We start from the raw sequence: 26,328 nt of genomic DNA, 5'->3' as shown, positions 1-26,328 counted from the left end.
GCTTGTTGAATGACGACAGACAATTTTATTACGACAAGTACGCCACTGGGGCACTGAGGTCGGTTCCTGCGGCATCTCGTTTAGCAGTGGGTTCGGGCAGGGAGACAGGAGATCCGGAGCTTGTGGAAGCAAGAACAGGATAGGGGCCGGTCCATGCCTTAATTAAGGTGTTCTCACTCTTATGGAAGCGCTGGGAACGCACTCCTTTCGTGTTACGCCCCTTAGAGGGAAACTTTTCCAATGGAGTTACCTTGGCGCTGCCATTTTCTGTTCCTTCCAGAGCATGAGAATCTCCTGCTATAGTTACTACCACTGCACCAGAAGCTTGCAGGGAGTGAGATTTCGCTTCCTGACCATCACTGCTGGAATCAATCCAGGCAATCTTGCCGGCAGGAATAACGTTGAAGGCCAGGACCTGGCAGTGAGGAGCAAGACGAATTCCGCCCATTCCAGCGGCATTGCGGCCTTGAGGGCGGACGGCACTCGCTTCATAAGTCAGCAGAGAAGAATCGCTGGAAATGAACACCAGTCTGTCCGTATCATCAGCGGGGGCGGCAAAAACCACACGGTCGTCATCCTTCAAATCAATGATTGACCAAGAATCCATCGTTGTGGGAGAATCTCCATTCCACCGTTTAACGATTCCTTTGCGGGTTCCTATGGCTAATAGCTTGATTTTGGTATCGTTAGGGGATGGGAGAGGAAGAATGGTAATCACTTCTTCGTCGTCAGATGATTCGGTGCTTTGAGTGTTGTGGAGCAGCTCCTGAGCCTTGACTGCTCCTTCCATAGTCAGATTTTCCTGTAAAACCAGGTTGGGAAGATCTGCGCTATGGGCCAAGACCATACGGCCATGGGAGGTTATAATCCCATAAGAAGACCGCGTGGTAGACCTGATGATGGCAACAATCTGATCATGAGATCCTCGGGGACGGGCCTCGGTTCGCGATTCCCAGAGGTCTTTTGCTGCTGGAGAGCTGCGGGCAATCAGACCGTCAGCAGTCAGGATTATGGAGCAAGGCTTGTCCTCGAGCTCCAACGACCCGGCTGCCTGAGCAGAAGCCAGGGCTGATGTTTGAACAGACAGAGAAGAAGCAGCATTCTTCGAGGAAGACCCGGCCAAGTCGGCTGCCTGAACAGACTCTGACTTGCCGGACCCTGATCTGGCAGTAGGAACGGCCACATAAGAGCCGGATTCGTCCTGGTCTAAGAGCACCGTCCGTCTGGGAGTGTCCCATTCTTGAACTGCCCTATCCATGGATTTAATCACTTCCATATCACGCACCTGGGTTGAGGAAAGAATCTGATCCAGCTGAGCAATTAATCGTTGAAGGTCATCACGCTCTGATTCCAGCTCAATACGTGACATCTTGGTCAACCTTCGCAGTCGCAGATCAAGAATATACTGAGCCTGAATCTGATCCAAGTCGAAGACTGCCATCAGCCTGGTTTTAGCACTGTCGGCGTCGTCAGATGTGCGGATGACGTCGATTACTTCATCAATGTCTATAAGAGCCAACAGCAGGCCATCAACCAGATGGAGTCTTTCCTCAGCCTTGCGCTTGCGGTATTCGCTGCGGCGGGTGACAACAGTTCGGCGGTGTTCAATCCATACTGACAGCAGTTCCTTGATCCCCATAGTGTGCGGGCGTCCATTAACCAGGGCAACGTTATTGATGGTGAAAGAATCTTCCAAAGGAGTGTACTTAAAGAGCTGACCCAGCACTGCCCGGGGATCGAAACCAGTCTTAATCTCAATAACCAGCCGAGTTCCATTGTGACGATCTGTCAAATCAATGGCACCACTGATCCCCTCCAGCTTCTTGTTTTTAATTCCTTCAGATATACGTTCCAAAACCTTTTCAGGCCCCACCATAAAAGGGAGCTCGGTTACAACAATGGCTTTTTTCCTGGCTGTAACGTTTTCAATATGAGTGGCAGCTCGGGTAAGAAAGGATCCCCGCCCGCTGGTGTAAGCTTCTTTAATCCCCTCCCGGCCCATAATGATGCCGCCGCCGGGAAGATCGGGTCCGGGAAGATAAGTCATCAAGTCCTCAGTAGAGGCATTTGGGTGAGCCATTAAGTACTTGGCAGCAGAAACTACTTCTCCTAAATTATGGGTAACCATGTTGGTCGCCATGCCCACAGCAATTCCTGAGGCCCCATTGACCAGGAGGTTGGGGATGGCAGAGGGAAGAACGGTAGGCTCCTGAAGTTTATTGTCATAATTAGGAGTAAAGTCAACGGTTTCTTCTCCGATCGATTCGTTCATCCCTAGGGCTGCCGGTGCCAGTCGAGCCTCTGTATACCGGGAAGCAGCAGGGCCGTCATCCAGAGAGCCAAAATTACCGTGACCATCCACCAGGGGAAGCCGCATGGCAAAAGGCTGGGCCAGACGGACCATGGCTTCATAAATTGCTGAATCGCCGTGGGGGTGGAGTTTTCCCATAACTTCGCCTACCACGCGGGCAGATTTCATATAAGATTTATCAGGACTTAAGCCCATTTCTCCCATTTGATAAATAATGCGTCTTTGCACTGGTTTGAGCCCGTCGCGGGTATCCGGCAAGGCACGGGCATATATGACCGAATAGGCATAAGCAAGAAAAGAGGTACTCATCTCTTCGCCCAGGGGGGTATCGACAATATTCTGCTTGATAGTACGAGGATCGTAACTGGCTGCATGCTGGCGACGCTTTGGCATAGTTCTCCTTTGGTAACCTTTCTATTATCCCCATCAGTCCCGAAAAGGTTAAAATAGTCGATTTTCACTTATCTGCCAGCGTTTTATAATAGCGGTATGTGTGCAGAAAGTAACGGATCCCCTGGAGCCTTGAAAGGATCTCCCCATTTATACAGCAAGCCTGACCATCTGAGTGCTGTTATGCCTGCTATCAGTGCAGCTATTGGCTGCCCTATTCCTACATCCATCCACCCTTACCCTAACAAAGATAGGCAGGAATTGGGGATTCCTCCTGCGTCATCGCTGGTTCTGGTCCTTGTTGACGGTTTAGGATTTCACAATCTTTCTGAACGCCGTGGGCATACTCCCTATATGAGATCCCTGATCTCCGAGCCGCGATCCGCCAGGCCTATAACTACCTGCTTCCCCAGCACGACTGCCGTAGCCATGGCAACTGTGGGGACCGGAACGTGTCCGGGTTTGACCGCTATAACAGCGTATACGCAGGTCAATCCTCTGACTGGTGGTCTTTCACAGATGATCAGTTTCAGAAATGCCCTCCAGCCCTTGGAAATTCAGCAGGAGCCCACAATTTTTGAGCTCCTTGCTTCCAAAGGAGTGCGGGTAGACAGCTGTGGGATTGCTAAATTTAAAAATTCTGCCCTAACTCAGGCTGCCTTGAGAGGGAGTAAGTACCACGCCCGGGTAACAATGGAAGAAAGGATTGAGCAAACGGCACTTTTGGCCAGGAAACCGGGATTGACGTATCTTTATATTCCTGATGTCGATAAAGCAGGTCATGAGTACGGGCTGGATTCGGACCAGTGGGTCAGTGAATTTGAAAAAACAGACACCTATATTGCCCTTTTGCGTCGCAGCCTTCCATCTGGCACGGTTCTGCTGGTAACTGCAGACCATGGTATGATTAATTCCAACCCCCGGCACAGGATTGATATTGCGGAGAACCCAGATCTGTGCCAGGACGTATCCCTGGTAGGGGGAGAGCCTAGAAATGTTATGCTTTATGTCCACGGTGAGGATGCTGTGCAGAAGCAGGAAAAGGTCGAAAAAGTTGCTGACCGTTATAGGTCTCACTTGGGAGAATCTTTCCGGATTTATAAGAAAGATCAGGCCATTAACTTAGGCTTTTATGGCTTGGTTGGTACCAGGGCATACTCAGTGCTGGGTGATCTTATTGTGGTAGGTCAGGATGATTTCACCCTGGTCGATACCCGCAGTCAGAAAGAAGAGGCTACCCGGTTGCCGTCAATTCATGGAGGGAGCTCAGCCAGGGAGATGGAGATTCCTCTGCTGATTGATCAAGCTTAGTGGCCGGGCAGAAGACACAGAAGACTCAGTCTCCAAAGAGAATTTCATCCCATTGGGGAATAGAGGAGCGTCGGCGTGATTTTTTGCCCTTTTTCTCCTCAGATTGAAGGCTTTTTCCTTCCTGCTCTGGTGCAGGCTTGGAGGTTGTCTCTTCCTGTTTCTTGCCCTGGCTTTGTTTGCTTGTGCCCTTTGACTTGTTCAGAGGAACCTTTGATTTACCAAGAGGAAGAAGACGACTGAAGGTAGAGACACGACCATTTTTATCTGTATGAGCATCTGTGTCAGCATCTGAGCCACCATTCTGGGTTTGCTCTGGTGATTCTTCCTTATGAGATTTATGGGAGTCTGCTAAGGTTGCTTTACCGTTCCTCTGAGTACTGTCCTGAGCAGAACGCTTCTGAGAAACTGAACCATCCTGCGTCACTTGGTCTACAGCCTGGGAGTCAGACATATCTGATGATTCCATATCTGATGATTCATCTTCTACCTTCATCCAACCGGGGGTCAAAGGACCGCGGGTGGTGATGGAAAAATCAGAAGAAGCTTCAGAACTAGAAGGGCCAAAGATCTCATGATCAACCGGTTCTGTGCCTGAACTATACACCCCAAAAAGTTTTTGTGCAGTCTTATTCAGGCAGATAATATCGCTGGTACGGGCGTTATACGACCAGGTGGCGGTTGCCGTCCGGCCTTTGGAATGAAAAGTGGCACTGATTCTCCAGGGGTCACGGTTTACCCTGGTAGCATTCCAGGTCACATCGTCATCATCAATACCATAATTGCTGATAGAAGCGGAAATAACATCGGACACAGTGGTGTGCTGGAAAGCATAGTGAGAATCCTGCTTATTGCTGACGGCACTCTTCAGGAACTGAGAAATGGTAAAACTTTTTTCCTGTTCTACCTGTTGAGCAAAACGACGAATGAGGGGTAAATCAACATTGTATTCCTGATGGATTTCTTCGGGTGTCTTCCCTTCACGAGTCAGCAGCTGAATTTCACGAATAGGCAGGGCCCTGAACTGATGAGGTTGAGCTGGCCCTTTCTGGTCAGACAGAATTTGCCTGGCAGATAAAATTCCCTGCTCGAGCTCATCCGTTACCTCTACCGCAAAGCGTTCATGGCTGTCTTCAGCCTCAAAAATAAGGTTGCCCACAGTATTGACGGTGACGAAAACTGCCTCGCGATGTTCCTCATCAGTCATAAAATTACCTCACTTATACCACATGTACCTTCCTATAGTATCGGTATATTTTTACATTTTCAGCAAAAACACGTCGTGTCGTTCTTGCTAAATCGATAATATCGTGTATTCTATGGCGCGTACCTATTTTTTGACGAAAGGTTGAATATGGCACAAGACTACGATGCACCTCGCTCCAAAGATGAAGACGAAGAGTCGCTGGAGGCTTTGTCTAACAGTACTCGTCAGGAGCAGGCAGCTGACTTGGATGATGATGAGAATGCCATTGCTGAAGATTATGAGCTTCCCGGGGCTGATCTGAGCAATGAGGATGCGTCCGTCACGGTTATTCCCCAGCAGGGCGATGAGTTTGTATGCTCGGAGTGTTTCCTGGTTTACAATCGTCGATTGCTCGATCATTATGAAAACGGAAAACCCATCTGTAAGGACTGCGCCGCCTGATGGCATATGACGATACATATAATGAGCCGGAGAATGCAGAGGTCCTAATTACCTACCTGGATCCTCGGGTTGAAGAGTTGGGGGTTCGTTACGCGCATGCAGGTGATGCTGGGTGTGATTTGCGGTGCAGGCAGGATTTTAATCTTCAGCCCTTTGAACGGGCATTGATTCCTACCGGCATTGCTATTGCTCTTCCTCACGGATATGTGGGATTGGTTCATCCCCGGTCCGGTCTGGCTGTCAAGAGAGGGGTCACAATTTTAAATGCTCCTGGTACCATTGACGCCGGTTACAGGGGAGAAATTAAAGTACCGCTGATCAATCTGGATCCCAAGCAGGCGGTTCATTTTCATGCTGGAGATCGTATTGCTCAACTGGTAATCCAGCGTTTTGTGGTAGCTCGTTTTGTACCGGCTGACAAACTTCCAGGATCTGACAGGTCTGACTCAGGTTTTGGCTCGACAGGGATCTCAGACTGACAGGACTGAGAGGATCGACAGGAAGGGTGCCCACTATTTCCCGTCATCCGTATAGGATGGCGGTAAATATCAAGGAGGCGCCATGAGCAATGCACATCAGCAATTGAGTGATGAAGATTCCCTGGCGCGCCAGTTGGGCGCCGAAATCAGCACGGATCCAACCGATCCGCTTTTGCCTATCTGGCAGTCTGTCCGCTATCATTACCCGCGGGCTGATTTATCTATCATCCGCAAAGCCTATGACCGGGCTGTTGCCCAGCATACGCACCAACAGAGGCGGTCTGGCGAGCCTTATATTATCCACCCTATTGCTGTAGCCCAAATTCTTGCTGACTTGGGTATGAGTCCCAAAGTAGTTGCAGCAGGCCTTCTCCATGATACGGTCGAAGATACGGATTACAGCCTTGATCAATGCCGCCAGGAATTTGGCGATACGGTTGCCGGCCTCGTTGATGGGGTTACCAAACTAACCAAGATGGATGTAGGTGATTCTGCCCAGGCAGAAACCATTAGAAAAATGGTTGTTGCCATGAGCAAGGACGTCAGGGTCCTGGTTGTTAAGCTGGCAGATCGGGTTCATAATGCTCGTACCTGGCGTTATGTCAAGGTGACCAATGCTCAAAAGAAAGCTCGGGAAACGCTGGATGTCTACGCCCCTCTGGCAAATCGCCTGGGCATGAATGCCATTAAAACCGAATTGGAAGAGCTTTCCTTTAAAGCTCTGCATCCTAAGATTTACCATGAAATTGTTCTCCTGGTCCAAAAAAGAGCTGGCCGCAGAGATGTCTATCTGGATCAAATTATTAATGATATCAATCATGATTTGTCCGTTCAGGGAGTCAAGGCTTATGTGACCGGACGACCCAAGGATTATTTCAGTATCTATCAGAAGATGGTTGTTCGTGGCCATGATTTTGAGAGCATTTATGATCTGGTTGGAGTCCGCATTATTGTTGACTCTATTCGTGACTGTTATGCTGCTCTCGGCGCTGTTCATGCCCGCTGGAAGCCCTTGCCTGGACGGTTCAAAGACTATATCGCCATGCCTAAGCTGAATATGTATCAGTCCTTGCATACTACTGTGGTAGGGCCGGGCGGCAAGCCAGTGGAAATCCAGATTAGAACCTGGGATATGCATCGACGAGCTGAATTTGGGATTGCTGCTCACTGGAAATACAAGGCCAACGGTCAGTCAGGAAGGGCCTTATCGAAACCAGACCAGTCAGATAAAGAGCGGGAGAAGCAGCTGGAATCACAGGATGCGTCCACTGAAGAACCGCAGGATTTGACTGAAGCTGATAATCTTCGCTGGATTCAGCAGCTGGCTGATTGGACTAGTGAAACCCCTGACTCAGATGAATTCCTGGGTTCCTTAAAGAACGATCTGGGCGCCTCAGAAGTCTATGTTTTTACCCCCAAGGGCCGTATTATTTCTGTTCCTCAAGGCGGTACTCCGGTTGATTTTGCTTATTCTGTCCATACTGAAGTAGGCCACAGAACTATGGGTGCCAGGGTCAATGGCCGTTTGGTTCCCCTGGATACCCCTCTAGAAACCGGCGATACTGTTGAAATACTCACATCCAAATCAGATACTCAGGGTCCGTCGCGGGACTGGCTGAATTTTGTTAAAAGTCCCCGTGCCCGCAATAAGATTCGGCAGTGGTTCTCCAAAGAGCGACGAAGTGAAATGATTGACGAGGGCCGTACTGAGCTTACTCGGTCCATGCGCAAACGCAACCTGCCTGCTCAGACCCTGATGAGTCCCGAAGCCCTGATAGGGGTAGCTCAGGAACTCAATATGCCCAATGTCGATTCACTCTTTGCAGCTTTGGGTAACGGGCAGATTTCTGCTCAGAATGTGATTTCCCATCTGGTCAAGGACGTAGGAGAAAACGAGGTTGAGGAAGACATTGATCATGCTCTTTTGACATCCCGCAAGCCTCGGAATCGGCGTCACACAGATGCAGGGATCGCGGTCAAAGGAGTCAGCGATATTTGGGTCAAGCTGGCTAAATGTTGTACGCCTGTTCCAGGTGATGCCATTGTGGGTTTTATTACCCGTGGATCTGGTGTGTCCGTCCACCGACAGGACTGCACTAATGCTCTTCATCTCAAGAATTCTCATCCGGAGCGAATCGTTCCTGTTTCTTGGACCGGGAATACGGGTACTTTTCTGGTGAAAATTCAGATTGAAGCTCTGGACAGGGGCCACCTCCTGACGGACATTTCCAAAGTACTCTCAGACATGGGGGTCAACATAATATCTGCCAATATATCGTCGAGCGAGAATCGGGTTGCCTTGTTTCAATTCACTTTTGAAATGGCTTCTCCCAGTCATTTGACCAAAGTCCTGTCTGAGCTCAGAAAAGTGGAAGGTGTCTTTGACGTTTACAGGATCACTGATAACAAGGGATCCATGGATCCCCGCTTTGTGTCAGCTTAGAGGTTCGCTGAAAATCAGACCGGCAAAGAAAAGCATAAAAGGCGAAGAAAATCAGATAGGCAAAAGTAAGAAAAAGTAAGGCTCGGAAAAATCCCTTATCTTTTCCGAGCCTTTGCCTTTATGCCTGCTGAGTATTGGTATCAGCAGGCAGCCTGGGCCTAGTGTTTGATTGCCTTAAGCCAGGCTTCCTTCGCCGCTTTTTCTGCCTCCAAATCTTTCTTTTTGGATTCATCGTTTTCGATTGCAATCTGACGATCCAGCTGGTCAAGCTGAGCTGTCAGCTGAGTTTCAAAGTCAGATTTACGGGCATCGGTTTCAGGATCGGTTTCAGTCCACTGAGCGTCTTCAACAGCTTTGATCTGTTTTTCAACATCGTCCAGGGCACTCTCCAAGCGATGGACATCGGCCCGGGGGACAAAACCTACTGAATCCCATTCATCCTGGATCTTGCCCAGAGCCTGACGAGCCTGTTTAGCCTGATGCACAGTAGTAACAGGCAGGAGCTGCTGAGCTTTAGCCAGAAGAGCTTCCTTTTTGCGGAGATTATCTGTTTCATTCTCGCTGACCTGGTCGCGGTCAGCCTGACGGGCATTGAAGAAAACATCTGCTGCTTGGCGGAACCGTTTCCAGAGAGCATCATCCTCAGAATGACGGCCAACCCGACCCGCTGCCTTCCACTGATCCATCAGATCATTGAATTTGCGAGAGGTCCCGGCCCAGTCAGTAGAATTCTTAATTTCCTCAGCCTCAGCGATAATTCGTTCCTTAGCCGAACGAGCGGCATTTCTCTGGGCATCGCGCTGCTGAATCCAGGCTCGGCGCGCGCTATTAAAGGAACTGCGGGCTGCAGAAAAACGTTTCCATAGGGCTTCTGCCTGAGCCTTGTCAATGCGGACAGAATTCTTTTGATGGTCCTGCCACTGGTTGAACAGATCTTGGAATTTATCGCCTGTCTGGCGCCAGTTAGTATTATCTCCTAAAGATGCTGCCAATTGCTCAGCCTGTACAACAATCTTTTCCCGTTCCTGGGCTGCTTTAGCTACCGCTTCCTTCCGAGCCTGGGCCAGCTCGCCCTTTTTTCTTGCAGCTGCTGTTTTCAGCTCATCCAGACTGGTACGAAGAGCAGAAATATCACCGACCACATCAGGCTTTTCCAGCTCGGTACTCAGCTCGGTTAAGGTACTGTCAATTTCGCGAGAACGAATATGGGAGGACTGTAGACGCTGATTGAACCGGTCCAACTTTGCTTTCAGATCAAGGTAGCGGCGGGCGAAAAAGTCCAGGGCCTTGTCAGCTGTCTCCTGGGGCATTTGCCCAACAGCCCACTCGGTATCGGCATCTTTTACATATACGGTTCCGTCTTCGCCTACACGGCCAAAACCCGCTGCAGTCTTCAAGTCGGCATCATTATAGGTGTTGACAGCACTAGTGCTTTGTGTCCGTCCGGCGAAAGCCTTAGGCGAAGGGATGTGAGGCTTGGGGCCAGGAGCTGGTTTTGGAGCAGATTCCCTGGCCTGTTCACTGGCCTTCAGGGCATCATTGGTGGTGCCAGCTTGGTCTTCGGCACCTTCAGGCGTACTGGTGGATGGGGTAGTGGTGACGTTTTCGTCGGTCATAGCCAACTCCTTGGTTGTAGCAGGGATGCAGGAATCATGCATACCGCGTCATGATTTCCTCAACACCACCTATTATAAAGGATTATGGCTAAAAAAGGTGCATCTATCTCAGGTTTTCCGGAATGGCTGCCTGCAGAGCGTGTTGTCGAGCAAGGCGTGATCGACACTCTTCGTCGAGTTTTTGAGCTTCATGGCTTCCTTGGTATTGAAACACGGGCTGTGGAATCAGGCGCTAGTCTGCTTAAAAAGGGCGAAACCAGTAAGGAAATTTATCTCCTGTCCCGGCTCCAGGAGTTTGGCCAGGATGATGACACGCCAGTAGAAGAACACTTAGGATTGCACTTCGATTTAACTGTTCCCCTGTCTCGCTATGTGGTCGAAAATTCCGGTGACCTAGTCTTTCCCTTCAAGCGCTGGCAGATTCAGAAGGTGTGGAGAGGGGAACGGCCTCAAGAAGGACGCTACCGAGAGTTTACTCAGGCTGACATTGATATTGTAGGAAATGGCTCTTTGCCTGATCATTATGATGTTGATGCTCCTTTGGTTATGGTTGAGGCTTTGGAAGGACTTCGTCCTTTCGGACTTCCTGAGGCCACCGTTCACGCTAATAACCGCAAGCTTTCTGAAGGTTTTTACCGAGGAATCGGTATCGATAATGTGGATGATGTTCTCCACCAGGTTGATAAACTTGATAAAATCCCGGCCATCGAAGTATCTCAGCTGCTGCAATCTGAAGCTGGCTGCACTCCTGACCAGGCTGCAGCATGTCTGGCATTGGCTGAGCTCCAGGCTTCAGATGGTGACCAGCTGCGTCAGACTTTCACCAGCTTATGTTCTCAGCAGGGGATTGATCAGACCTCTGACGCTTATCAGATGGCTGCTGAAGGAATGGAAACCCTGGCCATGATTATTGATGAGGCGGCCAGAATCCGTCCCGGATCTGTTATTGCTGATCTGAGGATTGCTCGGGGCCTGGATTATTACACCGGTTCTGTCTATGAAACTTTTCTTGATGGGGCAGAAAGTCTAGGATCCGTTTGTTCAGGTGGTCGTTATGACAATCTGGCCAGTCAGGGAAGTCGTAAATATCCGGGTGTGGGCTTGTCTATCGGCGTGTCCCGTCTGGTGTCGTATCTCTTGCATTCGGCCGGGGCAACCACTTCCCGTGTATCTGCTGCAGCAGTTTTGGTAGCTGTCTGGAATGAAGAGGAAAGGTCTGTCTCTGACCATATAGCTTCTTCCCTTAGGTCCCGTGGCATTGCTGCTGATGTAGCTCCAACGGCTGCTAAGTTGGGTAAACAGATAAAATATGCAGATAAGCTGGGCATCCCCTATGTTTGGTTTCCTGCTCAGGAAGATGAGCCCGATCAGGTCAAGAATATTGTGACCGGCGAACAGACAGCGGCCGATGTTTCCGTGTGGTCTCCAGCTGACGATTATGCCAGGCAGGCAATAGTTGTGGCGGGGAAAGGCAACTAATACCCCGCATGTTGTAACCTGTGTAAGGTTAAATAAGACCGTACTTAGTACTCACAAAGTTTGAGGTTTATACAGAATATGAGTCAAACAGCTTATCGGACACACCGGGCCGCTGATATTACAGAAGATGTTATTGGTCAGAAAGTCACCATCAGCGGATGGGTAGATCGCCGTCGTGATCATGGCGGAGTAGCTTTTCTGGATGTGCGGGATGCATCTGGCCTGATTCAGGTGGTAGTTTATGATGAGGAAGTTGCCCGCCCCCTTCGTTCTGAATTTGTGGTCCAGGTGACCGGTGATGTTCGCGAGCGACCGGAAGGCAATGAAAATGACCATATAGCCACGGGAAATGTGGAAATTGTGGCTGAAAAAGTAACCGTGCTGGCTCGGTCTGCTGCCCTTCCTTTCCAGGTTTCGACTGCTTTGTCCAATGAGGTCCAGGAAAAGCTTCCTGGGGAAGATACTCGCTTGAAGTACCGTTATTTGGATCTTCGCCGTCCGCAAATGCAGCGTAATCTTAAACTGCGTTCCAACATGTCTAAAGCTGCCCGCAATCAGCTGGATGAACTGGGTTTCACTGAGGTGGAAACTCCCACTCTTATTAAATCTACTCCTGAAGGAGCCCGCGATTTTGTTGTTCCTGCCCGTCTGTCGCCTGGTTCCTGGTACGCTCTGCCGCAATCTCCTCAGCTCTTGAAGCAGCTGCTCATGGTGTCAGGAGTCGAGCGTTACTATCAGCTGGCCCGCTGCTACCGAGATGAAGATTTTCGCGCTGATCGTCAGCCAGAGTTTACTCAGCTCGATATGGAGATGAGCTTTGTCAGCCAGGAAGATGTGATTGCTCTGGCAGAAAAGGTGGTCAAAGCTGTCTGGGAGAGTGCCGGATATCAGGTTACTATTCCCTTCCACCGCATTTCCTGGACTGACGCCATGAATAAGTATGGATCAGACAAGCCTGACCTACGCTTTGAAAATCAGCTTGTTGACCTGACTGATTATTTCAAGAACACTCCCTTTAGGGTTTTTCAGGCGGACTATGTGGGTGCTGTGGTATATCAGGGTGCTGCAGATCTGCCCCGCCGCCAGTTTGATGCCTGGCAGGATTGGGCTCGACAGCGTGGCGCTAAAGGTCTTGCTTATGTTCAGTTCTCTGAAGATGGAATTCTTAAAGGACCTGTAGCTAAGAATCTGTCTGACTCCGAGCGAGACGGCCTGATGGAGGCCGTTCACGCCAAACCAGGCGATGCTGTATTCTTCGCTGCTGGCCATAAGGAATCCTCCCAGCTTCTGTTAGGTGCTGCCCGTGTGGAAATTGCCAAACGCCAGGGGCTTTTGAAGAAGGATGATTTTGCCTTTGTCTGGGTTGTTGATTTTCCTCTTTTCAAACCCACGGATGATCCTGATGACGATGATGTAGCTGTGGGTCATTCCAAATGGACTTCTATGCATCATCCCTTTACTATGCCCAGTGCTGACTGGATTGATACCTTCGACCAGGATCCTGAGCATGCTATGAGTGATTCCTATGACATTGTCTGCAACGGCAATGAGATTGGCGGTGGATCAGTTCGTATTCATCGGGATGATATTCAGGATCGGGTTCTGAACGTATTGGGAATTGGCCAGGAAGAGGCTCAGGATAAGTTTGGCTTCCTTCTGGAAGCTTTCAAGTATGGAGCTCCTCCTCATGCAGGCATTGCTTTTGGCTGGGATCGCTGCGCTGCCATTCTGGCTGGAGAAGACTCTATTCGCGACGTTATCGCCTTCCCCAAGTCTGGTGGCGGCGCTGATCCTCTGACGGGAGCCCCTGCCCCCATCTCCGATGAGCAGAGGGCTGAGACCGGTGTGGACTTCGACCCTGATGAGGAATAAATAAATTTTAATTTATTGAGGTAGGTCCGAAAGCTAGGCCCGATGGGTAAACCCGAAAGCTAGGCGATAGGTTAGATAGAAAAAACGAAATCCTGAAATTGAGCGCTGTTGAATTGCATATCTATCCTATCTGGCCTAGCTTCCAGGCCTATTGGCCTATCAAATTAATCTGGCTGTTGACCATCGTGCGCTGGCCATTGACATTCTGTCAGCTCTAGATGACTGAAAGTAGACTTAAAAGAGGAGTATTCCGGGCTGCAGGCGTAAATACCACAGGTTACATCGCCAACAGCATCCCCCATGTGGCAGATTCTCATTTGCTGAAAATTTTTCCCATCCAGTGAGCAATCGAGTAGAAAATCGTCATTTCTGCGGCTGAGTCGGTACCACATGGACTTGATTGACGCATCTATAGACGTGGTCGCCCAATCGGAATAACCATGGTTGGTAACGACACTTCCCAGATGCTGAAAATCGTCGTTTTCATACTCAATAGATGCCTTTAGCCAGTTTTCACTGTTCAGATACATGGCAAGTCCGCACTGATCAAAACGATGTTTACTGTCAAACTCGGTCTTAACAATAAAGGAGAAAAATTGCCTGCTGGTCTGCATCTGCAGAATAGGGGCAGAGTCATTCCTGAAATGGTAGTAGGTTCGCTGCCACAGATCAGTATAAGGCTGTGTAATAATCTCAACATGATCCGACTGAATTGAAAAATTCTTGGGCTGCCTGGTCCAGAAATATTGTTGAATATCCATGAGATTATTATATTAATTTTTCTGTCAGGTGTGGTAGGCTTTTAGCTATTGCTACTACAAAGCCAGCGAAAAAAGAAGGTTACCATGTCAGTATCCGATGATGAATTACGACAGACCGTGAAGCTCACGGTGAACGCCAAAGCTATGGATGTAATTATCAGGAAGGGCGAGAGCCCTGCGGTTGATTATGAAAACTGCGGTCCTGAAGACTTCGATTGTGTTTTTGATCAGGGCAAACTTAAGATTAAGCTCAATGACGAGGAGTGGAAACGCAAACATCCTCAGTCTTCATACTTAGGCGGCCACCTGGTGATTAAGGGTGTGGGTCATGGTGGCTCAAAGGATAAAATTTATAAAATTACCCTCACTCTTCCTACTTTGGAGCGCATAAAAATCAAGGCCAGTGCCTCTACTGTGACTGTTTCCGGACAGACTCTGCAGAAGGCACGAGTCAGGTGTGATGCCAGCAAGGTGAAATTTGTCAATACTCAGGCCAGGACGATTGACTTTACGGTAAATGCTGGAAAAATTACAGCCCGTGATTTGAATCTGGAAAAAGACAGTACTTTTGAGGCGAATGCCGGAAAAATCAAGCTGACCAGGTGCCTGATACCAGAGGCGGGCTACGATATTCACAGCGTTATGAGCACTGTTACTGTTCCTGGAGGCAATGGGTCTTCATCCGGACACGGACACTATGTCCGCAAGGGTAGCCCGGTTCTAACGGGCACTGCCAACCTTGCTTCTGTTTCCATTTCTTAAACCTTTTAAACAGAAAGCAGGCAAGATGGATAAGAATAGTAAAAATATACGGAAAGCCCTCATTATTGTGGATGTGCAACCTACCTTTTGCGAGGGCGGGCAGCTGCCAGTTGCCGGAGGGAATGCTGTAGCCGAAAGAATAGCCCGGTATGTGGGCGGGCATAAGAAGGATTACACCTACCTGGCCACTACTCAGGACTGGCATATTGAACCAGGGAGGCACTGGTCTGATCATCCGGATTATGTGGACACCTGGCCAGTCCACGGGCAGGCTGGCACAGACAGTGCCGATCTCCATCCTGCCATTGCTGCTTTGGGCTTGCGCCACCACTTTAAGAAGGGTCAGTACATGGCCGCATATTCAGGTTTCGAGGGAATAGAAGATAATTCTGATCATATTCATACCCGTCAGGAATTTGCCGATCTTCAGAATAAGGGCCTGACCCTGGCCCATGCCCTGGAACAGGTTGCCATCACCGACGTGGATGTGGTTGGGCTTGCTGAATCTCACTGTGTGAAGGAAACTGCTCTAGACGCAATCAAGCTGGGGTACACGGTCAGAGTTTTTGAGAATCTCACAGCTCCAACAAGTCAGGAGTTAGGAATCAAGGCGCGGGAAGAGATGGCAGCAGCTGGGGTAGTCCTGGTGGATGCAGATCTGACCCCAGCCAATGCATAAAACAATAAATTATAAAAAGGTTAATGTATAAATTTATAAATTCTATACAAAATCTGTAGAATTTTTAGATTCTTCTTGCAGCCTTTCATTCACTTTCTTAATGTTTTTTCTGTAGGTGTGAATAGAAACCACCCAAAGTACTGAGTAAACGGCAAACCAAATACAGCTGTATATAATCAGCCAGAGAGCATTGAGCGGAAACCAGCCGGCTGCGATTGCCAGAATGGTGAAAAGAATATAACAGTAGAGGCAGTGGACAATTGTTCGTTTAAGCAGGGACCAATTAGTCCGATTCCAGAAATAATTTGCCGAGACAAAAATCAGTCCCATCAAAATCCACAGGAGAAAGCTGACGGACACCGCATCCAGCTGATTGGAGAACCTGTTCACGAAGCGAGGGGGAGAGGGAAAATAATAGCGGCTATGGTAAACATAACTGAAAGTAACTGAGAAAAAAGCCCCGATAAGCATTCCAATCCCTGCACCATGCAGACAGTGACCTATAACAGTGGCTGGAGTAATTGCCGGACGGGCATCTTCTTCCTGGACAACATGGAGATCGGAATCAACTTCACGGGCCGGATCCAGTCCGATTTTTGCTCCGATCGGTTTATCCGGTTTATCCGATTTATCCGATTTCTCTGGTTTCTCTGGTTTCTTCAGTTTATCCTTTTTATTCAGTGTGTGAGGTTGGTCCGGGTTTCCTGACCAATTTGACTGGGTGTGGTCTGCTGGTGATATCATTTTTATTCTCCTTATGTAGGCAAGCAGCTTTGGTGTCAGTATGGGCTGCTGGTGATGTTTTACAAGCCCAGGCGATTCTTGAATTCGGCAACAAATCGCCGTGAGACCTGTATAGTTTGCTTGTTTGTCATGATCACGCTAATGGTTCCGCTAAAACTCATGTCGAGAAACTTGATATATGAGGTATTCAAAGTTGCGTTGCGCGATACATCCAGGAAGTTTTCGGGGAGAAGCTCACGAATCCGATAGAGGCGATCTTTATATTCATACTTGGCCGTAGATGTAGTCACAAAAGTCTTCTCATGCAAAACATAAACTGTATAAATATCAGAAACTTTGACGGGAACCAGTGATGTTCCCAGGGAGCACCAGATAATGGCCTCCCCAGGCCTGGCCCTGCTGTCTGGATGGTAAGGTGAGTCTGATACGTTTTCCTGATTACGGTGGTCCGCAGTCTCTTCCTGGTCGGATTGTTCTGTTGTCTGCTCCCTGTCAATGTTTCTTAACTGATCAACTATTTTTTGGACCTCAGGGCTTAAATCTGACAGATAAAATTCAGCCCTTTCTTTCTCCTTCATAGTCGGATCAATATGAAAAATTGTTTTCATGATTTCTCCCTGACAGTAAGATTCTGGATGACGAAAATCAGCAGACAGATCACCACAGCAGCCATCATAATCAGGACCATGGCGGGCACTGATACGGCATGACCTCTAAAAAGTATGGTATAGTCAGTGCTTTTCTTTATCTGATCAAGTACTGCACCAGGAATTTTCTGCTCACCAGCCTGCTGCAAGGCATCGCCCATGATATGGGTTCTCAGGAGGGCTGTGCCATACGTATTGGGAAGATATGTCAAAACAGTTCGTAAGCCGGACGGAAAAAGGGACATGGGCATGTAGGCTCCGCAGATAAAGCCGTATCCCGCAGAAACAATGGAGCTGACGGCGGAAATTTGGCCATGAGTAGACAGAGGAAAATTAATTATACTGGACAGGACTGTTCCAAAAAAGGTCAGAAGAATAACATCACCTGTTATTAAGGCCAGATTATGAAAGCTAAACTCCCAGCCGGTCCATACCATATAACACAGGCACATGACCATGCCGGTCAGATTGACAATCAGGGTTGACAAGAAGGTTGCAGACAGGTAGGCAATGCCTAAGGTGGTTCTTTTAACAGGGCTGACAGTTAGATCAGTAATAGTTTTGTTGGCCTTGTCCTGAACCATCAGCATGTTGGAAGCGAAAGCAACTGTTATACAGGAAACTGCAAGCAGAGAAGAGGACAGCTGACTGGAGACCAAGGTGTCAAGAACAGCTGAGGGGATAGTAATTCCCCGAGGAATCGCACTGCTGTAGTTGCTTCGATACACTTTCCCCAGGAAGGTGACGTAGAGAACCAAAAGTATTGCAGGAGTAATAAGAGAGCTGTAGAACATTCCCTTATCTTTAAAAAAGAGGGTTATATTGCGCTTGGTAAGCGAAAAATACGTATACATACCTTCCTTATCCTTTCTTAATCCAGGACCGGCTGGGAAGTATGAACAGCATTCAGAAAAACATCGTCCATACTTCCTTTGATAATTTCAAAGTCTGTGAAAAGCTCAGGCTGCTGCCGGATCAGATCGACTGCATGCCTGGGCGAATCCAGCTCTAGAACAAAGCCGTTTTGTACAGGTTTATAAGGAAGACCCAGCTGCTTAACCTCTTCCTGAGAAACACCGTAGAGGTGGAGACTGTCTCGGGCATATTTATTTTTCAGCTCCAGGGGAGTGCCTTGGGCGATGCTTTTGCCTTGATTGATAATTAGGCAACGATCGGCCGTACTGGCTTCCTCCATATAATGAGTTGTCAGAAGAACTGTCAGCCCCTGATCCTGCCGCAGATGTCGAATGATGGTCCACAAATTTTTCCTGGTCTGAGGATCTAGCCCGGTGGTGGGCTCGTCCAGAATAAGTAGGCGCGGGTTGTGAATGATCGCTCTGGCTATATCTGCCCTTCGGCGTTGCCCTCCGGACAGGGTTTTCACTGGTTTGTGTTCGATTTCGTCCAAGCTCAGGCTGCTTGCAACTGCCCGATAGCGCTCGGCAAAGCCTGAACCTCTTAGCCCGTAAAGGGCGGCCCGGTACTTGAGGTTATCTTTTACTGTCAACTCCTGATCAAGCAGAGAATTTTGGAATACCACCCCTAACCAGGAGGCTACTGTCCTCCTTTTTTCTGAAATATCCTGACCAAAGACTGAAATAGTGCCGGAATCGGGTCGAAGCTTGCCGCAGATCATAGATATGGTTGTGCTTTTTCCTGCTCCATTGACTCCCAGGAAGGCAAAGAGATTGCCTTTGCCAACGGTGAAGGATAAATCCTGAACAGCTTTGACCCCGGCAAAACTTTTTGACAGATGGGTGATAGTCACTGCTTCAACCATAAGAAAGAACCTTCCTGTAACGATGTCATGATTTTCTGTAAATTCTGGTGATCTTTATGTTCTATCCGCTACTCTACCATGCCAAATAAATCCGATTCTTCTGTATCTTTCAGTGGCAGGGAATGACCGGTCAGTGGTATCTCTTCATCCGGCGGCCGGTATCCATCGGTATCTACAACTAAGGTAAAGTCAGCAGAATAGAATGTGAACATGATAGATGGGCAGGGACAATGACAGACAAGAAAGAACCTTCTTGCGCAGGTGACAAGAAAACTGACAGCAGGGAGCCTTCTGCTGATCAGGGGTGGAATGATGACTGGGTGAACCAGCCTGCTGCCCTGGGGCATGCGGTCCCTGGCGATTCTTTTACAGTAAACGGCAGTCGGCTGAGCCTCGATGATATATATACTCGTTTCAGTCTCTGGGTCAGCCAGGTTCGGGGGCTGACCATGTGGCCCCATCAAGACGAATCTTTCCTTGCCCTCCTGTCTGGAGATCACGTGATTGTCAATACCCCCACAGGATCAGGCAAATCACTCATTGCTATAGGCATGCATTATATGGCCTTATGCCAGGGGAAAAGATCCTATTACACAGCCCCTATCAAGGCTTTAGTCAGCGAGAAATTCTTTGAACTGGTTTCTATTTTTGGGCCATCTTTTGTTGGCATGATTACCGGAGATACTCGGATTAATCCTGATGCCCCCATCATTTGCTGCACAGCAGAAATTCTAGCCAATCAGGCTTTGCGGGAGGGAGGAAAGACACCTGTAGCCTGCGTTGCTATGGATGAATTCCACTTCTATGGCGATCCAGACCGAGGTTGGGCCTGGCAAGTTCCCCTCATCACTCTGCCCGACACTCAGTTTCTGCTGATGAGCGCTACCTTGGGGGATGTAAGTTCTATTCAGGCTTTGCTGGATGCTCATACCAGCAGAAAAACCGAGATTATAGCCGATGCTGAACGGCCGGTGCCTCTGGAATATCAGTACAAAACAGAACCTTTGCAAGCTGTGGTAAAAAGACTGATCAGCGCAGAAAAGACACCGATTTACATAGTTCACTTTTCTCAAGATGAGGCTATCAATACAGCAGAAAATCTTGCCAGTTTGGGGGTTTCTACTAAGGAAGAACGGGGCAGGATTAAGAAAGCACTGGAGCATACCCGGTTCAGCACCGTATTCGGGAAAACCCTCAAACGATTCCTCATTAACGGGGTGGGAGTTCACCATGCCGGTATGTTACCCCGGTATAGGCGGATTGTGGAGCAGCTGGCGCAGGAAGGTCTTCTGCCCGTGATCTGCGGTACAGATACCCTCGGTGTGGGAATCAATGTCCCCATCCACACCGTGGTCCTTACCCAACTGACCAAATATGACGGTCATCGCCAGCGGAGATTGCGCTCGCGTGAATTCCATCAAATTGCAGGTCGAGCAGGCCGATCTGGTTTCGATACCGAGGGTTTGGTTCTTGCTTTGGCCCCAGAGCATGAAATAGCTAATGCCCAGGCACTGTCAAAGGCAGGAGACGATCCTAAAAAGCTCAAGAAAATCAAGAGGAAGAAGGCCCCTGAAGGCTTTGTTAACTGGAGTCAGGATACCTTTACCAAACTGATTGAATCACAACCTGAAACCCTGAAACCGCATTTGAAAATGACTCATTCCCTGGTCCTCAATGAGATAGTTCAATCAGGAAACGCTTGGAAGAGAATCCGTCAGCTCATCGATTCCAGTGCTCAGTCAGATGCTGAGAAAGCGAAACTCCTGGAATCTGCCGCAGGAATTATGCAGACTTTCATGGACTCAGGAATTGCTGAAAAATGGGAGTTGGATGATGGGTCAATTGACTATTCCCTGGCTGTTGATATGCCTGATGATCTTGCCATGGATCAGCCCTTGTCTCCCTTTCTCATTGCCGCTTTGGAACTGCTCAACCCAGACAGTCCTGACTATGCTCTTGACCTGGTCTCTTTGGTGGAAGCAACCTTGGAGAATCCCCGGCAGATTCTGCGGATCCAGGAAAAAAGAGCTAGGGACGAGGTTATGATCAGAATGAAGGATGAGGGTCTGGATTATGATCAGCGGATGGATAAAATCCAGGAGGTGACGTACCCCCAGCCTCTGAAGGATATTCTTTTACCCGCCTACAACCAGTATCTGCAGGATGTGCCCTGGGCAGCCGATTACAGCATTGAGCCTAAATCTATTCTTAGAGACATGATTGAGAAAGCAGCTGATTTTTCTCAATATATTGCAGATTATGGAATCTCTCGGTCCGAGGGTACCCTGCTCAGGTATTTGAGTGATGCCTATCGGTCTTTGTCCAGAACAATTCCCCCTGATAAGGTAAATGACCAAGTGGCTGATATTATTCAGTGGCTGGGTTACCTTGTCAGAACGGTCGATTCTTCCTTGGTCGATGAGTGGGAGGATTCCTATGGGCAAGAGGAGGCAAACAGCACCAACAGCCAAGCCTTAACTGCCGCTCCCCCTAGCCTGGAGGAAACGGTAGGGGCTCATCGGCGGGCCCTGGTCCTGCTTGTTCGCAATGCCATGTTCCACAGGGTTCAGTTGATGGATCTAGAAAATAGTCAGGCTCTTGCAGATCTGGATAGGGACTATGGCTATGGTTTGCATGAGTGGGAAGAAATTCTCGAAGACTTTTTCGATGAGCACGATGACATTCTGACTACCACCCAGGCCCGGTCTTCTGACTACTTCATTCTGGATGACAGCCAGGAAAAGACCCATCTTACCTGGCGGGTTCGCCAGATAATCTGTGATAGCGACGGAGACAACGACTGGGCCATTGAGGCCTTCGTGGATTTGAAGCGGACTGAAGAAGAAGGGGAACTGGTTTTCTCCACCTATGCCGTGGGAACAGTGGAGGACCTAGCCAGGCAAGATCTGGAATAAAGATGACATATAGCGAAACCTTGTGTTTTGAGATGTGGTGGTTCGTCCTGTCGAGTGATAAGGCTTAAATAAGAGAGAATTCACACAGGCAACACTACTTACATCAGCATGTTGTGGCCACTCTGCAGCATGCGGAGAGGCTGTTTTTCTATGGAACGACTGCTGGTTCTCGAAGATGGAACACTATACCGGGGCAGGGCTTTTGGATCCTCCAATTTTCAGATAGGGGAGCTGGTCTTCAACACTTCCATGACCGGGTATCAGGAAATAATTACCGATAATTCTTACTGTGGGCAGATTATTACCATGACTTACCCCCTTATTGGTAATTATGGGATTAACTCTGATGATAACGAGAGTCTGAGCCCCGCCCTTTTTGGCCTGGTTGTTCGTGACTATTGTGACCAACCCAGCAACTGGCGCAGCCAGGAAAGTCTGGATTCGTATTTGAAGAAAAACTCTGTCCCCGGTATTTACGGGATTGATACCCGGCAGCTGACTTTGAAGATCCGGCAGGGAGGAACCATGAAAGCGGTGATGGCGAATCCAGATGCTGACACTGATCAAATTATTGCCGATTTGCATCAGGCTGATTTTCTCCATGATCAGGTTCGGCGCGTATCTACTTCCAAACCATTCCCGGTTCCCAACAGGGGGCATAAGGTAGTTCTCATGGATTTCGGGGAAAAATTAGGAATTATTCGAGAACTTTCCCGGAGAAATTGTGATTTGATTGTCGTTCCCTGGAATACTCAGGCTGAGCAGATCCTGGACTACCACCCGGATGGAGTCATGCTTTCCAACGGTCCTGGAGATCCAACTGATATTCCGGAAGCTATGGAAACAGTTAAAGGTCTCATGGGGAAAACTGCTCTTTTTGGTATTTGTCTGGGGCATCAGTTGATTTGTCTGGCCTGTGGGGCTACAACGTTCAAACTGAAATTTGGGCACAGGGGAGCCAACCATCCGGTAAAAAATCTGGCAACAGGCAGGGTGGAAATTACCACCCAGAATCATGGTTTTGCTGTGGACAGTGCTTCTTTGGAAGGCACACCCCTGGAATTGACTCATCAGTCCCTGAACGACGGTGCCTGTGAGGGAGTCAGGCACAGGAGCCTGCCTGTTTTTTCAGTTCAATATCACCCCGAAGCTAACGGTGGGCCGCATGACAGTAACTATCTGTTTGACGATTTTATAGATCTTATGGATAAAACCAGTGGCAGACGCATGGAAAACAAGTCTTTCAATATTTATGGCAAGGAGCAGCAGAATGCCTAAACGCACCGATATTCACAAAATTCTTGTTATTGGTTCCGGCCCCATTATTATCGGCCAGGCAGCAGAGTTTGATTATTCAGGCTCTCAGGCCTGCCAGTCCCTGCGGGAAGAAGGCTATGAGGTTGTCCTTATCAACTCAAACCCGGCAACTATTATGACGGACGCCAGCATTGCCGACCGGGTTTATATTGAGCCCTTGACTGTCGATTTTGCCAAACGGGTTATTTATAAGGAAAGACCGGATGCCATTTTGGGTACTTTAGGAGGGCAGACCGGTTTAAACCTGGTGGTCGAACTTCATCAGAACGGCATTCTGGATTCTATGGGAGTGGAAATTCTCGGTACCGATCTGGAAGCTATCAATAAGGCAGAGGATAGAGAGCTTTTCCGATCTTTGATGAATGATCTGGGAGAACCAGTTCCCGAAAGCGACATTGTGCATTCTGTTGAGGCGGCAGTTCAGTTTGCCTCCCAGCTCGGTTATCCCCTGGTCGTTCGCCCGGCTTATACCCTGGGAGGTACGGGCGGCGGCTTTGTCCATAATGAGAAAGAACTCAGGCATATTGCTGATGCTGGTCTCAAAATGAGTCCTGTTCATCAATGCCTTATTGAACGTTCTATCGCTGGCTTTAAAGAAATTGAATATGAGGTTATGCGGGATGCCTCGGACAACGCCATTGTAGTCTGTGCCATGGAAAATATAGACCCGGTGGGTATCCATACGGGAGATAGCGTTGTCGTTGCTCCTGTTCAGACTTTGACTGACCGGGAAAATCAGATGCTCAGGGATGCCTCCCTGCGCATTATCAGAGCTTTGAAGATCTGCGGTGGTTGCAATGTTCAGCTGGCCTTGGATCCACAGAGTTTTTCTTATTATGTGATTGAAGTCAATCCCCGAGTTTCCCGATCATCGGCCCTGGCCAGTAAGGCGACAGGCTATCCTATTGCAAAAATCAGCGCCAAATTGGCTGTTGGCTTGACTCTGGACGAGATTATCAATCCTATTACCAAAACCTCGTTCGCCTGCTTCGAACCTGCCCTGGACTATGTGGTGACTAAATTCCCCCGCTTCCCCTTCGATAAATTCCCTGGAGCAGACCGGCAACTGGGTACCCAGATGAAGGCAACAGGAGAGGTAATGGCTATAGGCCGTACCTTCGAAGAGAGTTTCCTGAAGGCGGTTCGTTCCCTGGAGATGAAACTGGATCATCCCTGTATTCCTGAGTTGGCCACCCTAAACAGGCAGGATCTGGAAGAAAAAATCCGCCATAGGGATGATCAGCGCATTTACGCAGTTATGGAATGGATCCGGCACGGCTATGATCTGGAAACCGTGTATAAAATTACCAAAATTGATCCTTTCTTTCTGGATCACATGGCCAGGATTGTGGACATGGAAAAGAGGCTGGCTGCTAACCGGGCGGATCCGGAATCCCTCAGGGCCGCTAAGCGCTGGGGATTCTCCGATGCTTATATAGCTCGGGTCTGGGGAATGAATGAGAAGGATCTGTCCCAGCTGCGGACAGATTCCGGCATCCTGCCTGCTTACAAGATGGTTGATACCTGTGCAGGAGAATTTGCCAGCGCAACTCCGTATTTTTATTCAACCTATGATGGAGGAAATGAATCCCTGCCTTCCGATCGAAAAAAAATTGTAGTCTTGGGGTCTGGCCCTATTCGTATTGGTCAGGGGGTCGAGTTTGACTATGCCACAGTCCATTGTGTGGAAACCCTGAAAAAAGAGGGGTACGAAGCCATCGTCATTAACAATAATCCGGAGACGGTCTCCACTGACTTTTCTATCAGCGACAAGCTCTACTTTGAGCCTTTAACCACAGAAGATGTCATGAATGTCATTAACCTGGAGCATCCCCTGGGAGTTATTGTTCAGTTCGGCGGACAGACAGCTATCAATATTGCTGCTTCTCTGCAGGAGAGAGGTGTAAAAATTCTGGGAACCAGCCTGAAAAATATCGATAAGGCTGAAGACAGACATGAATTTGAAACTGCCTTACAGGAGTTGGGTATTCCCCAGCCTCAGGGGGACACGGCTGTTACGGTTGACCAGGCCTTGGTGATTGCCAATCAGATTGGATACCCTGTTTTGGTTCGGCCCAGCTATGTTTTGGGAGGCCGAGCCATGGAAATTGTCCATAACGATGATGAGCTCAAAGTTTATATGTCGACAGCAGTCAAGGAAATCAGCCATGATGCCCCCATCTTGGTGGATAGATATGTGGTGGGCAAAGAACTGGAAACTGATGCCATTGCCGATGGAGAAAACGTTTATATTCCTGGAGTAATGGAGCATATTGAACGGGCCGGGATTCATTCAGGCGACTCGATTTCTGTTTATCCAACTCAAATTATTTCTGATCAGGTTAAAGAGACAATCATCGATTATGCAGAACGGATAGGCAGGGGCTTCCACTTTATTGGCCTCTACAATATTCAGTTTATTGTGGATAAAAATAATAAAGTCTATGTTCTGGAGGTCAACCCCCGCAGCTCACGGACTGTTCCTTTTCTCAGCAAAATCACCTCTGTCCCTATGAGTGATATTGCTACCAAAGCAGTGCTTAGCCACAGTCTGGTAGAGCAAGGATTGCATCCTGGCTACCGGCAGGAACCTAGGGGAGCTGTGTTTGTGAAGGCTCCGGTTTTCTCTTTTGCCAAGCTGACTAGTGTGGACACGGTGTTGGGCCCTGAGATGAAGTCGACTGGCGAGGCCCTGGGCTCTGATGCCACCCTGGACAAGGCCCTTTACAAGGCTCTGGTTGCCAGTGGAGTTCATATTCCTGAACAAGGGAATATACTCATTACCGTTGCCGACAGCGACAAGGCTGAGGCCCTTCGGCTTGCTCAACACTTCAGCTCCATTGGTTATGGAATTTATGCAACCCAGGGAACGGCCGCATATTTACAGTCCCACGATCCTTCCCTCTATGTTCAGCAGGCGGCTAAGGTCAGCGAACAAGCTCCTGAATATGAGACAGTGACAGATTTGATCCAGCAGGGGAGGGTGAACTTTGTGATCAATACCATCTCCAGCTCTGACAAGGACCTGCAGAATGACGGCTTTTTGATCCGCAGGACATCAGCGGAAAATGCTATACCCTGTATGACCAGTTTCGACACAGCCTGGGCCCTGCTGGGAGTGCTGGAATCACGCACTTTTTCCCTGGTCGGTATGAATGATATGAGATAAACTGTTTC

General features: G+C 48.8%; 20 protein-coding genes. 11 read left to right on the top strand and 9 right to left on the bottom strand.

The window, feature by feature from the left end; all coding sequences use genetic code 11:
* Positions 1 to 28: 28 nt before the first annotated feature.
* Positions 29 to 2,704, bottom strand: a complete 2,676-nt coding sequence (locus SCIP_RS03895; RefSeq protein ID WP_006293216.1) for a DNA gyrase/topoisomerase IV subunit A — start codon at positions 2,702 to 2,704, stop codon at positions 29 to 31.
* A gap of 96 nt (positions 2,705 to 2,800) precedes the next feature.
* Between SCIP_RS03895 and SCIP_RS03890 the strand changes: the two genes are divergently transcribed.
* The gene (locus SCIP_RS03890; protein WP_048349265.1) at positions 2,801 to 4,012 is read left to right on the top strand and encodes an alkaline phosphatase family protein; all 1,212 of its coding nucleotides are present in this window, start codon (positions 2,801 to 2,803) and stop codon (positions 4,010 to 4,012) included.
* Positions 4,013 to 4,037: 25 nt separating this feature from the next.
* On the opposite strand, the gene sepH is transcribed toward SCIP_RS03890, so the two are convergent.
* The gene (gene sepH / locus SCIP_RS03885) at positions 4,038 to 5,216 is read right to left on the bottom strand and encodes a septation protein SepH (RefSeq protein WP_006293214.1); all 1,179 of its coding nucleotides are present in this window, start codon (positions 5,214 to 5,216) and stop codon (positions 4,038 to 4,040) included.
* 147 nt (positions 5,217 to 5,363) lie between these two features.
* On the opposite strand from sepH, the gene SCIP_RS03880 reads away from it, so the two are divergent.
* From SCIP_RS03880 to SCIP_RS03870, 3 genes are all read left to right on the top strand, one after another.
* Complete coding sequence (locus SCIP_RS03880) at positions 5,364 to 5,657, top strand: DUF4193 domain-containing protein (protein ID WP_006293213.1); 294 nt, start codon at positions 5,364 to 5,366, stop codon at positions 5,655 to 5,657.
* On the top strand, positions 5,657 to 6,136 hold the full coding sequence (gene dut, locus SCIP_RS03875) for a dUTP diphosphatase (RefSeq protein WP_040590622.1): 480 nt from the start codon (positions 5,657 to 5,659) through the stop codon (positions 6,134 to 6,136). Before SCIP_RS03880 ends, dut begins: the two co-directional genes overlap by 1 nt.
* Before the next feature lie 82 nt (positions 6,137 to 6,218).
* Complete coding sequence (locus SCIP_RS03870; protein WP_040590621.1) at positions 6,219 to 8,579, top strand: RelA/SpoT family protein; 2,361 nt, start codon at positions 6,219 to 6,221, stop codon at positions 8,577 to 8,579.
* A gap of 158 nt (positions 8,580 to 8,737) precedes the next feature.
* Here SCIP_RS03870 and SCIP_RS03865 read toward each other — a convergent pair whose 3' ends face one another.
* Complete coding sequence (locus SCIP_RS03865) at positions 8,738 to 10,195, bottom strand: DUF349 domain-containing protein (RefSeq protein ID WP_006293210.1); 1,458 nt, start codon at positions 10,193 to 10,195, stop codon at positions 8,738 to 8,740.
* A gap of 84 nt (positions 10,196 to 10,279) precedes the next feature.
* Between SCIP_RS03865 and hisS the strand changes: the two genes are divergently transcribed.
* The gene (gene hisS / locus SCIP_RS03860; RefSeq protein ID WP_006293209.1) at positions 10,280 to 11,674 is read left to right on the top strand and encodes a histidine--tRNA ligase; all 1,395 of its coding nucleotides are present in this window, start codon (positions 10,280 to 10,282) and stop codon (positions 11,672 to 11,674) included.
* Positions 11,675 to 11,752: 78 nt separating this feature from the next.
* Complete coding sequence (gene aspS, locus SCIP_RS03855; protein ID WP_006293208.1) at positions 11,753 to 13,546, top strand: aspartate--tRNA ligase; 1,794 nt, start codon at positions 11,753 to 11,755, stop codon at positions 13,544 to 13,546.
* Positions 13,547 to 13,710: 164 nt separating this feature from the next.
* On the opposite strand, the gene SCIP_RS03850 is transcribed toward aspS, so the two are convergent.
* Entirely contained in the window at positions 13,711 to 14,307 is a 597-nt protein-coding gene (locus SCIP_RS03850) for a DUF1349 domain-containing protein (RefSeq protein WP_006293207.1), read from the bottom strand.
* 84 nt (positions 14,308 to 14,391) lie between these two features.
* Here SCIP_RS03850 and SCIP_RS03845 point away from each other — a divergent pair, with 84 nt between their 5' ends.
* Both SCIP_RS03845 and SCIP_RS03840 read left to right on the top strand, forming a co-directional pair.
* A complete protein-coding gene (locus SCIP_RS03845; RefSeq protein WP_006293206.1) occupies positions 14,392 to 15,069 on the top strand; it encodes a DUF4097 family beta strand repeat-containing protein in 678 nt (225 codons plus the stop codon).
* Between the two features lie 46 nt (positions 15,070 to 15,115).
* Positions 15,116 to 15,748, top strand: a complete 633-nt coding sequence (locus SCIP_RS03840) for an isochorismatase family protein (protein ID WP_040591125.1) — start codon at positions 15,116 to 15,118, stop codon at positions 15,746 to 15,748.
* A 42-nt stretch (positions 15,749 to 15,790) separates the two neighbouring features.
* Here the strand turns inward: SCIP_RS03840 and SCIP_RS07940 are convergent, their stop codons facing one another.
* From SCIP_RS07940 to SCIP_RS08045, 5 genes are all read right to left on the bottom strand, one after another.
* Positions 15,791 to 16,492 (bottom strand): DUF3021 domain-containing protein, encoded by a 702-nt coding sequence (locus SCIP_RS07940; protein WP_115672834.1) that lies wholly within the window; start codon positions 16,490 to 16,492, stop codon positions 15,791 to 15,793.
* Between the two features lie 59 nt (positions 16,493 to 16,551).
* On the bottom strand, positions 16,552 to 17,100 hold the full coding sequence (locus SCIP_RS03830) for a LytTR family DNA-binding domain-containing protein (RefSeq protein ID WP_006293203.1): 549 nt from the start codon (positions 17,098 to 17,100) through the stop codon (positions 16,552 to 16,554).
* The gene (locus SCIP_RS03825; RefSeq protein ID WP_006293202.1) at positions 17,097 to 17,993 is read right to left on the bottom strand and encodes an ABC transporter permease; all 897 of its coding nucleotides are present in this window, start codon (positions 17,991 to 17,993) and stop codon (positions 17,097 to 17,099) included. Before SCIP_RS03825 ends, SCIP_RS03830 begins: the two co-directional genes overlap by 4 nt.
* Before the next feature lie 17 nt (positions 17,994 to 18,010).
* Positions 18,011 to 18,919: an ABC transporter ATP-binding protein gene (locus tag SCIP_RS03820; RefSeq protein WP_006293201.1), complete on the bottom strand. Its 909-nt coding sequence runs from the start codon at positions 18,917 to 18,919 to the stop codon at positions 18,011 to 18,013.
* A gap of 68 nt (positions 18,920 to 18,987) precedes the next feature.
* Positions 18,988 to 19,131, bottom strand: coding sequence for a hypothetical protein (locus tag SCIP_RS08045; protein WP_006293200.1), 144 nt, complete (start codon positions 19,129 to 19,131; stop codon positions 18,988 to 18,990).
* Positions 19,132 to 19,149: 18 nt separating this feature from the next.
* Between SCIP_RS08045 and SCIP_RS03815 the strand changes: the two genes are divergently transcribed.
* The 3 genes from SCIP_RS03815 to carB all read left to right on the top strand — a co-directional run bounded on the left by SCIP_RS03815 (position 19,150) and on the right by carB (position 26,320).
* Positions 19,150 to 21,834, top strand: a complete 2,685-nt coding sequence (locus SCIP_RS03815; protein ID WP_081442816.1) for a DEAD/DEAH box helicase — start codon at positions 19,150 to 19,152, stop codon at positions 21,832 to 21,834.
* A gap of 150 nt (positions 21,835 to 21,984) precedes the next feature.
* A complete protein-coding gene (carA, locus tag SCIP_RS03810) occupies positions 21,985 to 23,112 on the top strand; it encodes a glutamine-hydrolyzing carbamoyl-phosphate synthase small subunit (protein WP_040590618.1) in 1,128 nt (375 codons plus the stop codon).
* The gene (carB, locus tag SCIP_RS03805; protein WP_006293197.1) at positions 23,105 to 26,320 is read left to right on the top strand and encodes a carbamoyl-phosphate synthase large subunit; all 3,216 of its coding nucleotides are present in this window, start codon (positions 23,105 to 23,107) and stop codon (positions 26,318 to 26,320) included. The genes carA and carB overlap by 8 nt, the downstream gene beginning before the upstream one ends.
* The last annotated feature ends 8 nt before the right edge of the window (positions 26,321 to 26,328 follow it).

Source organism: Scardovia inopinata JCM 12537 (assembly GCF_001042695.1).
In the GTDB taxonomy this organism is placed as follows: domain Bacteria; phylum Actinomycetota; class Actinomycetes; order Actinomycetales; family Bifidobacteriaceae; genus Scardovia; species Scardovia inopinata.
The sequence above is the reverse complement of the archived record's forward strand: the minus strand, read 5'-3'. Positions and strand labels throughout refer to the sequence as shown.

Bases quoted from the DNA above. Each gene is read 5' to 3' on its own strand.
- dut (WP_040590622.1), top strand. From the start codon at position 5,657: ATGGCATATGACGATACATATAATGAGCCGGAGAATGCAGAGGTCCTA.
- SCIP_RS03865 (WP_006293210.1), bottom strand. From the start codon at position 10,195: ATGACCGACGAAAACGTCACCACTACCCCATCCACCAGTACGCCTGAA.
- SCIP_RS03815 (WP_081442816.1), top strand. From the start codon at position 19,150: ATGACAGACAAGAAAGAACCTTCTTGCGCAGGTGACAAGAAAACTGAC.
- SCIP_RS07940 (WP_115672834.1), bottom strand. From the start codon at position 16,492: ATGATATCACCAGCAGACCACACCCAGTCAAATTGGTCAGGAAACCCG.
- SCIP_RS03820 (WP_006293201.1), bottom strand. From the start codon at position 18,919: ATGGTTGAAGCAGTGACTATCACCCATCTGTCAAAAAGTTTTGCCGGG.
- SCIP_RS03845 (WP_006293206.1), top strand. From the start codon at position 14,392: ATGTCAGTATCCGATGATGAATTACGACAGACCGTGAAGCTCACGGTG.
- SCIP_RS03895 (WP_006293216.1), bottom strand. From the start codon at position 2,704: ATGCCAAAGCGTCGCCAGCATGCAGCCAGTTACGATCCTCGTACTATC.
- SCIP_RS03870 (WP_040590621.1), top strand. From the start codon at position 6,219: ATGAGCAATGCACATCAGCAATTGAGTGATGAAGATTCCCTGGCGCGC.
- SCIP_RS03890 (WP_048349265.1), top strand. From the start codon at position 2,801: ATGTGTGCAGAAAGTAACGGATCCCCTGGAGCCTTGAAAGGATCTCCC.
- SCIP_RS03880 (WP_006293213.1), top strand. From the start codon at position 5,364: ATGGCACAAGACTACGATGCACCTCGCTCCAAAGATGAAGACGAAGAG.
- sepH (WP_006293214.1), bottom strand. From the start codon at position 5,216: ATGACTGATGAGGAACATCGCGAGGCAGTTTTCGTCACCGTCAATACT.
- carB (WP_006293197.1), top strand. From the start codon at position 23,105: ATGCCTAAACGCACCGATATTCACAAAATTCTTGTTATTGGTTCCGGC.
- SCIP_RS03825 (WP_006293202.1), bottom strand. From the start codon at position 17,993: ATGTATACGTATTTTTCGCTTACCAAGCGCAATATAACCCTCTTTTTT.
- SCIP_RS03830 (WP_006293203.1), bottom strand. From the start codon at position 17,100: ATGAAAACAATTTTTCATATTGATCCGACTATGAAGGAGAAAGAAAGG.
- SCIP_RS03850 (WP_006293207.1), bottom strand. From the start codon at position 14,307: ATGGATATTCAACAATATTTCTGGACCAGGCAGCCCAAGAATTTTTCA.
- carA (WP_040590618.1), top strand. From the start codon at position 21,985: ATGGAACGACTGCTGGTTCTCGAAGATGGAACACTATACCGGGGCAGG.
- hisS (WP_006293209.1), top strand. From the start codon at position 10,280: ATGGCTAAAAAAGGTGCATCTATCTCAGGTTTTCCGGAATGGCTGCCT.
- SCIP_RS08045 (WP_006293200.1), bottom strand. From the start codon at position 19,131: ATGTTCACATTCTATTCTGCTGACTTTACCTTAGTTGTAGATACCGAT.
- aspS (WP_006293208.1), top strand. From the start codon at position 11,753: ATGAGTCAAACAGCTTATCGGACACACCGGGCCGCTGATATTACAGAA.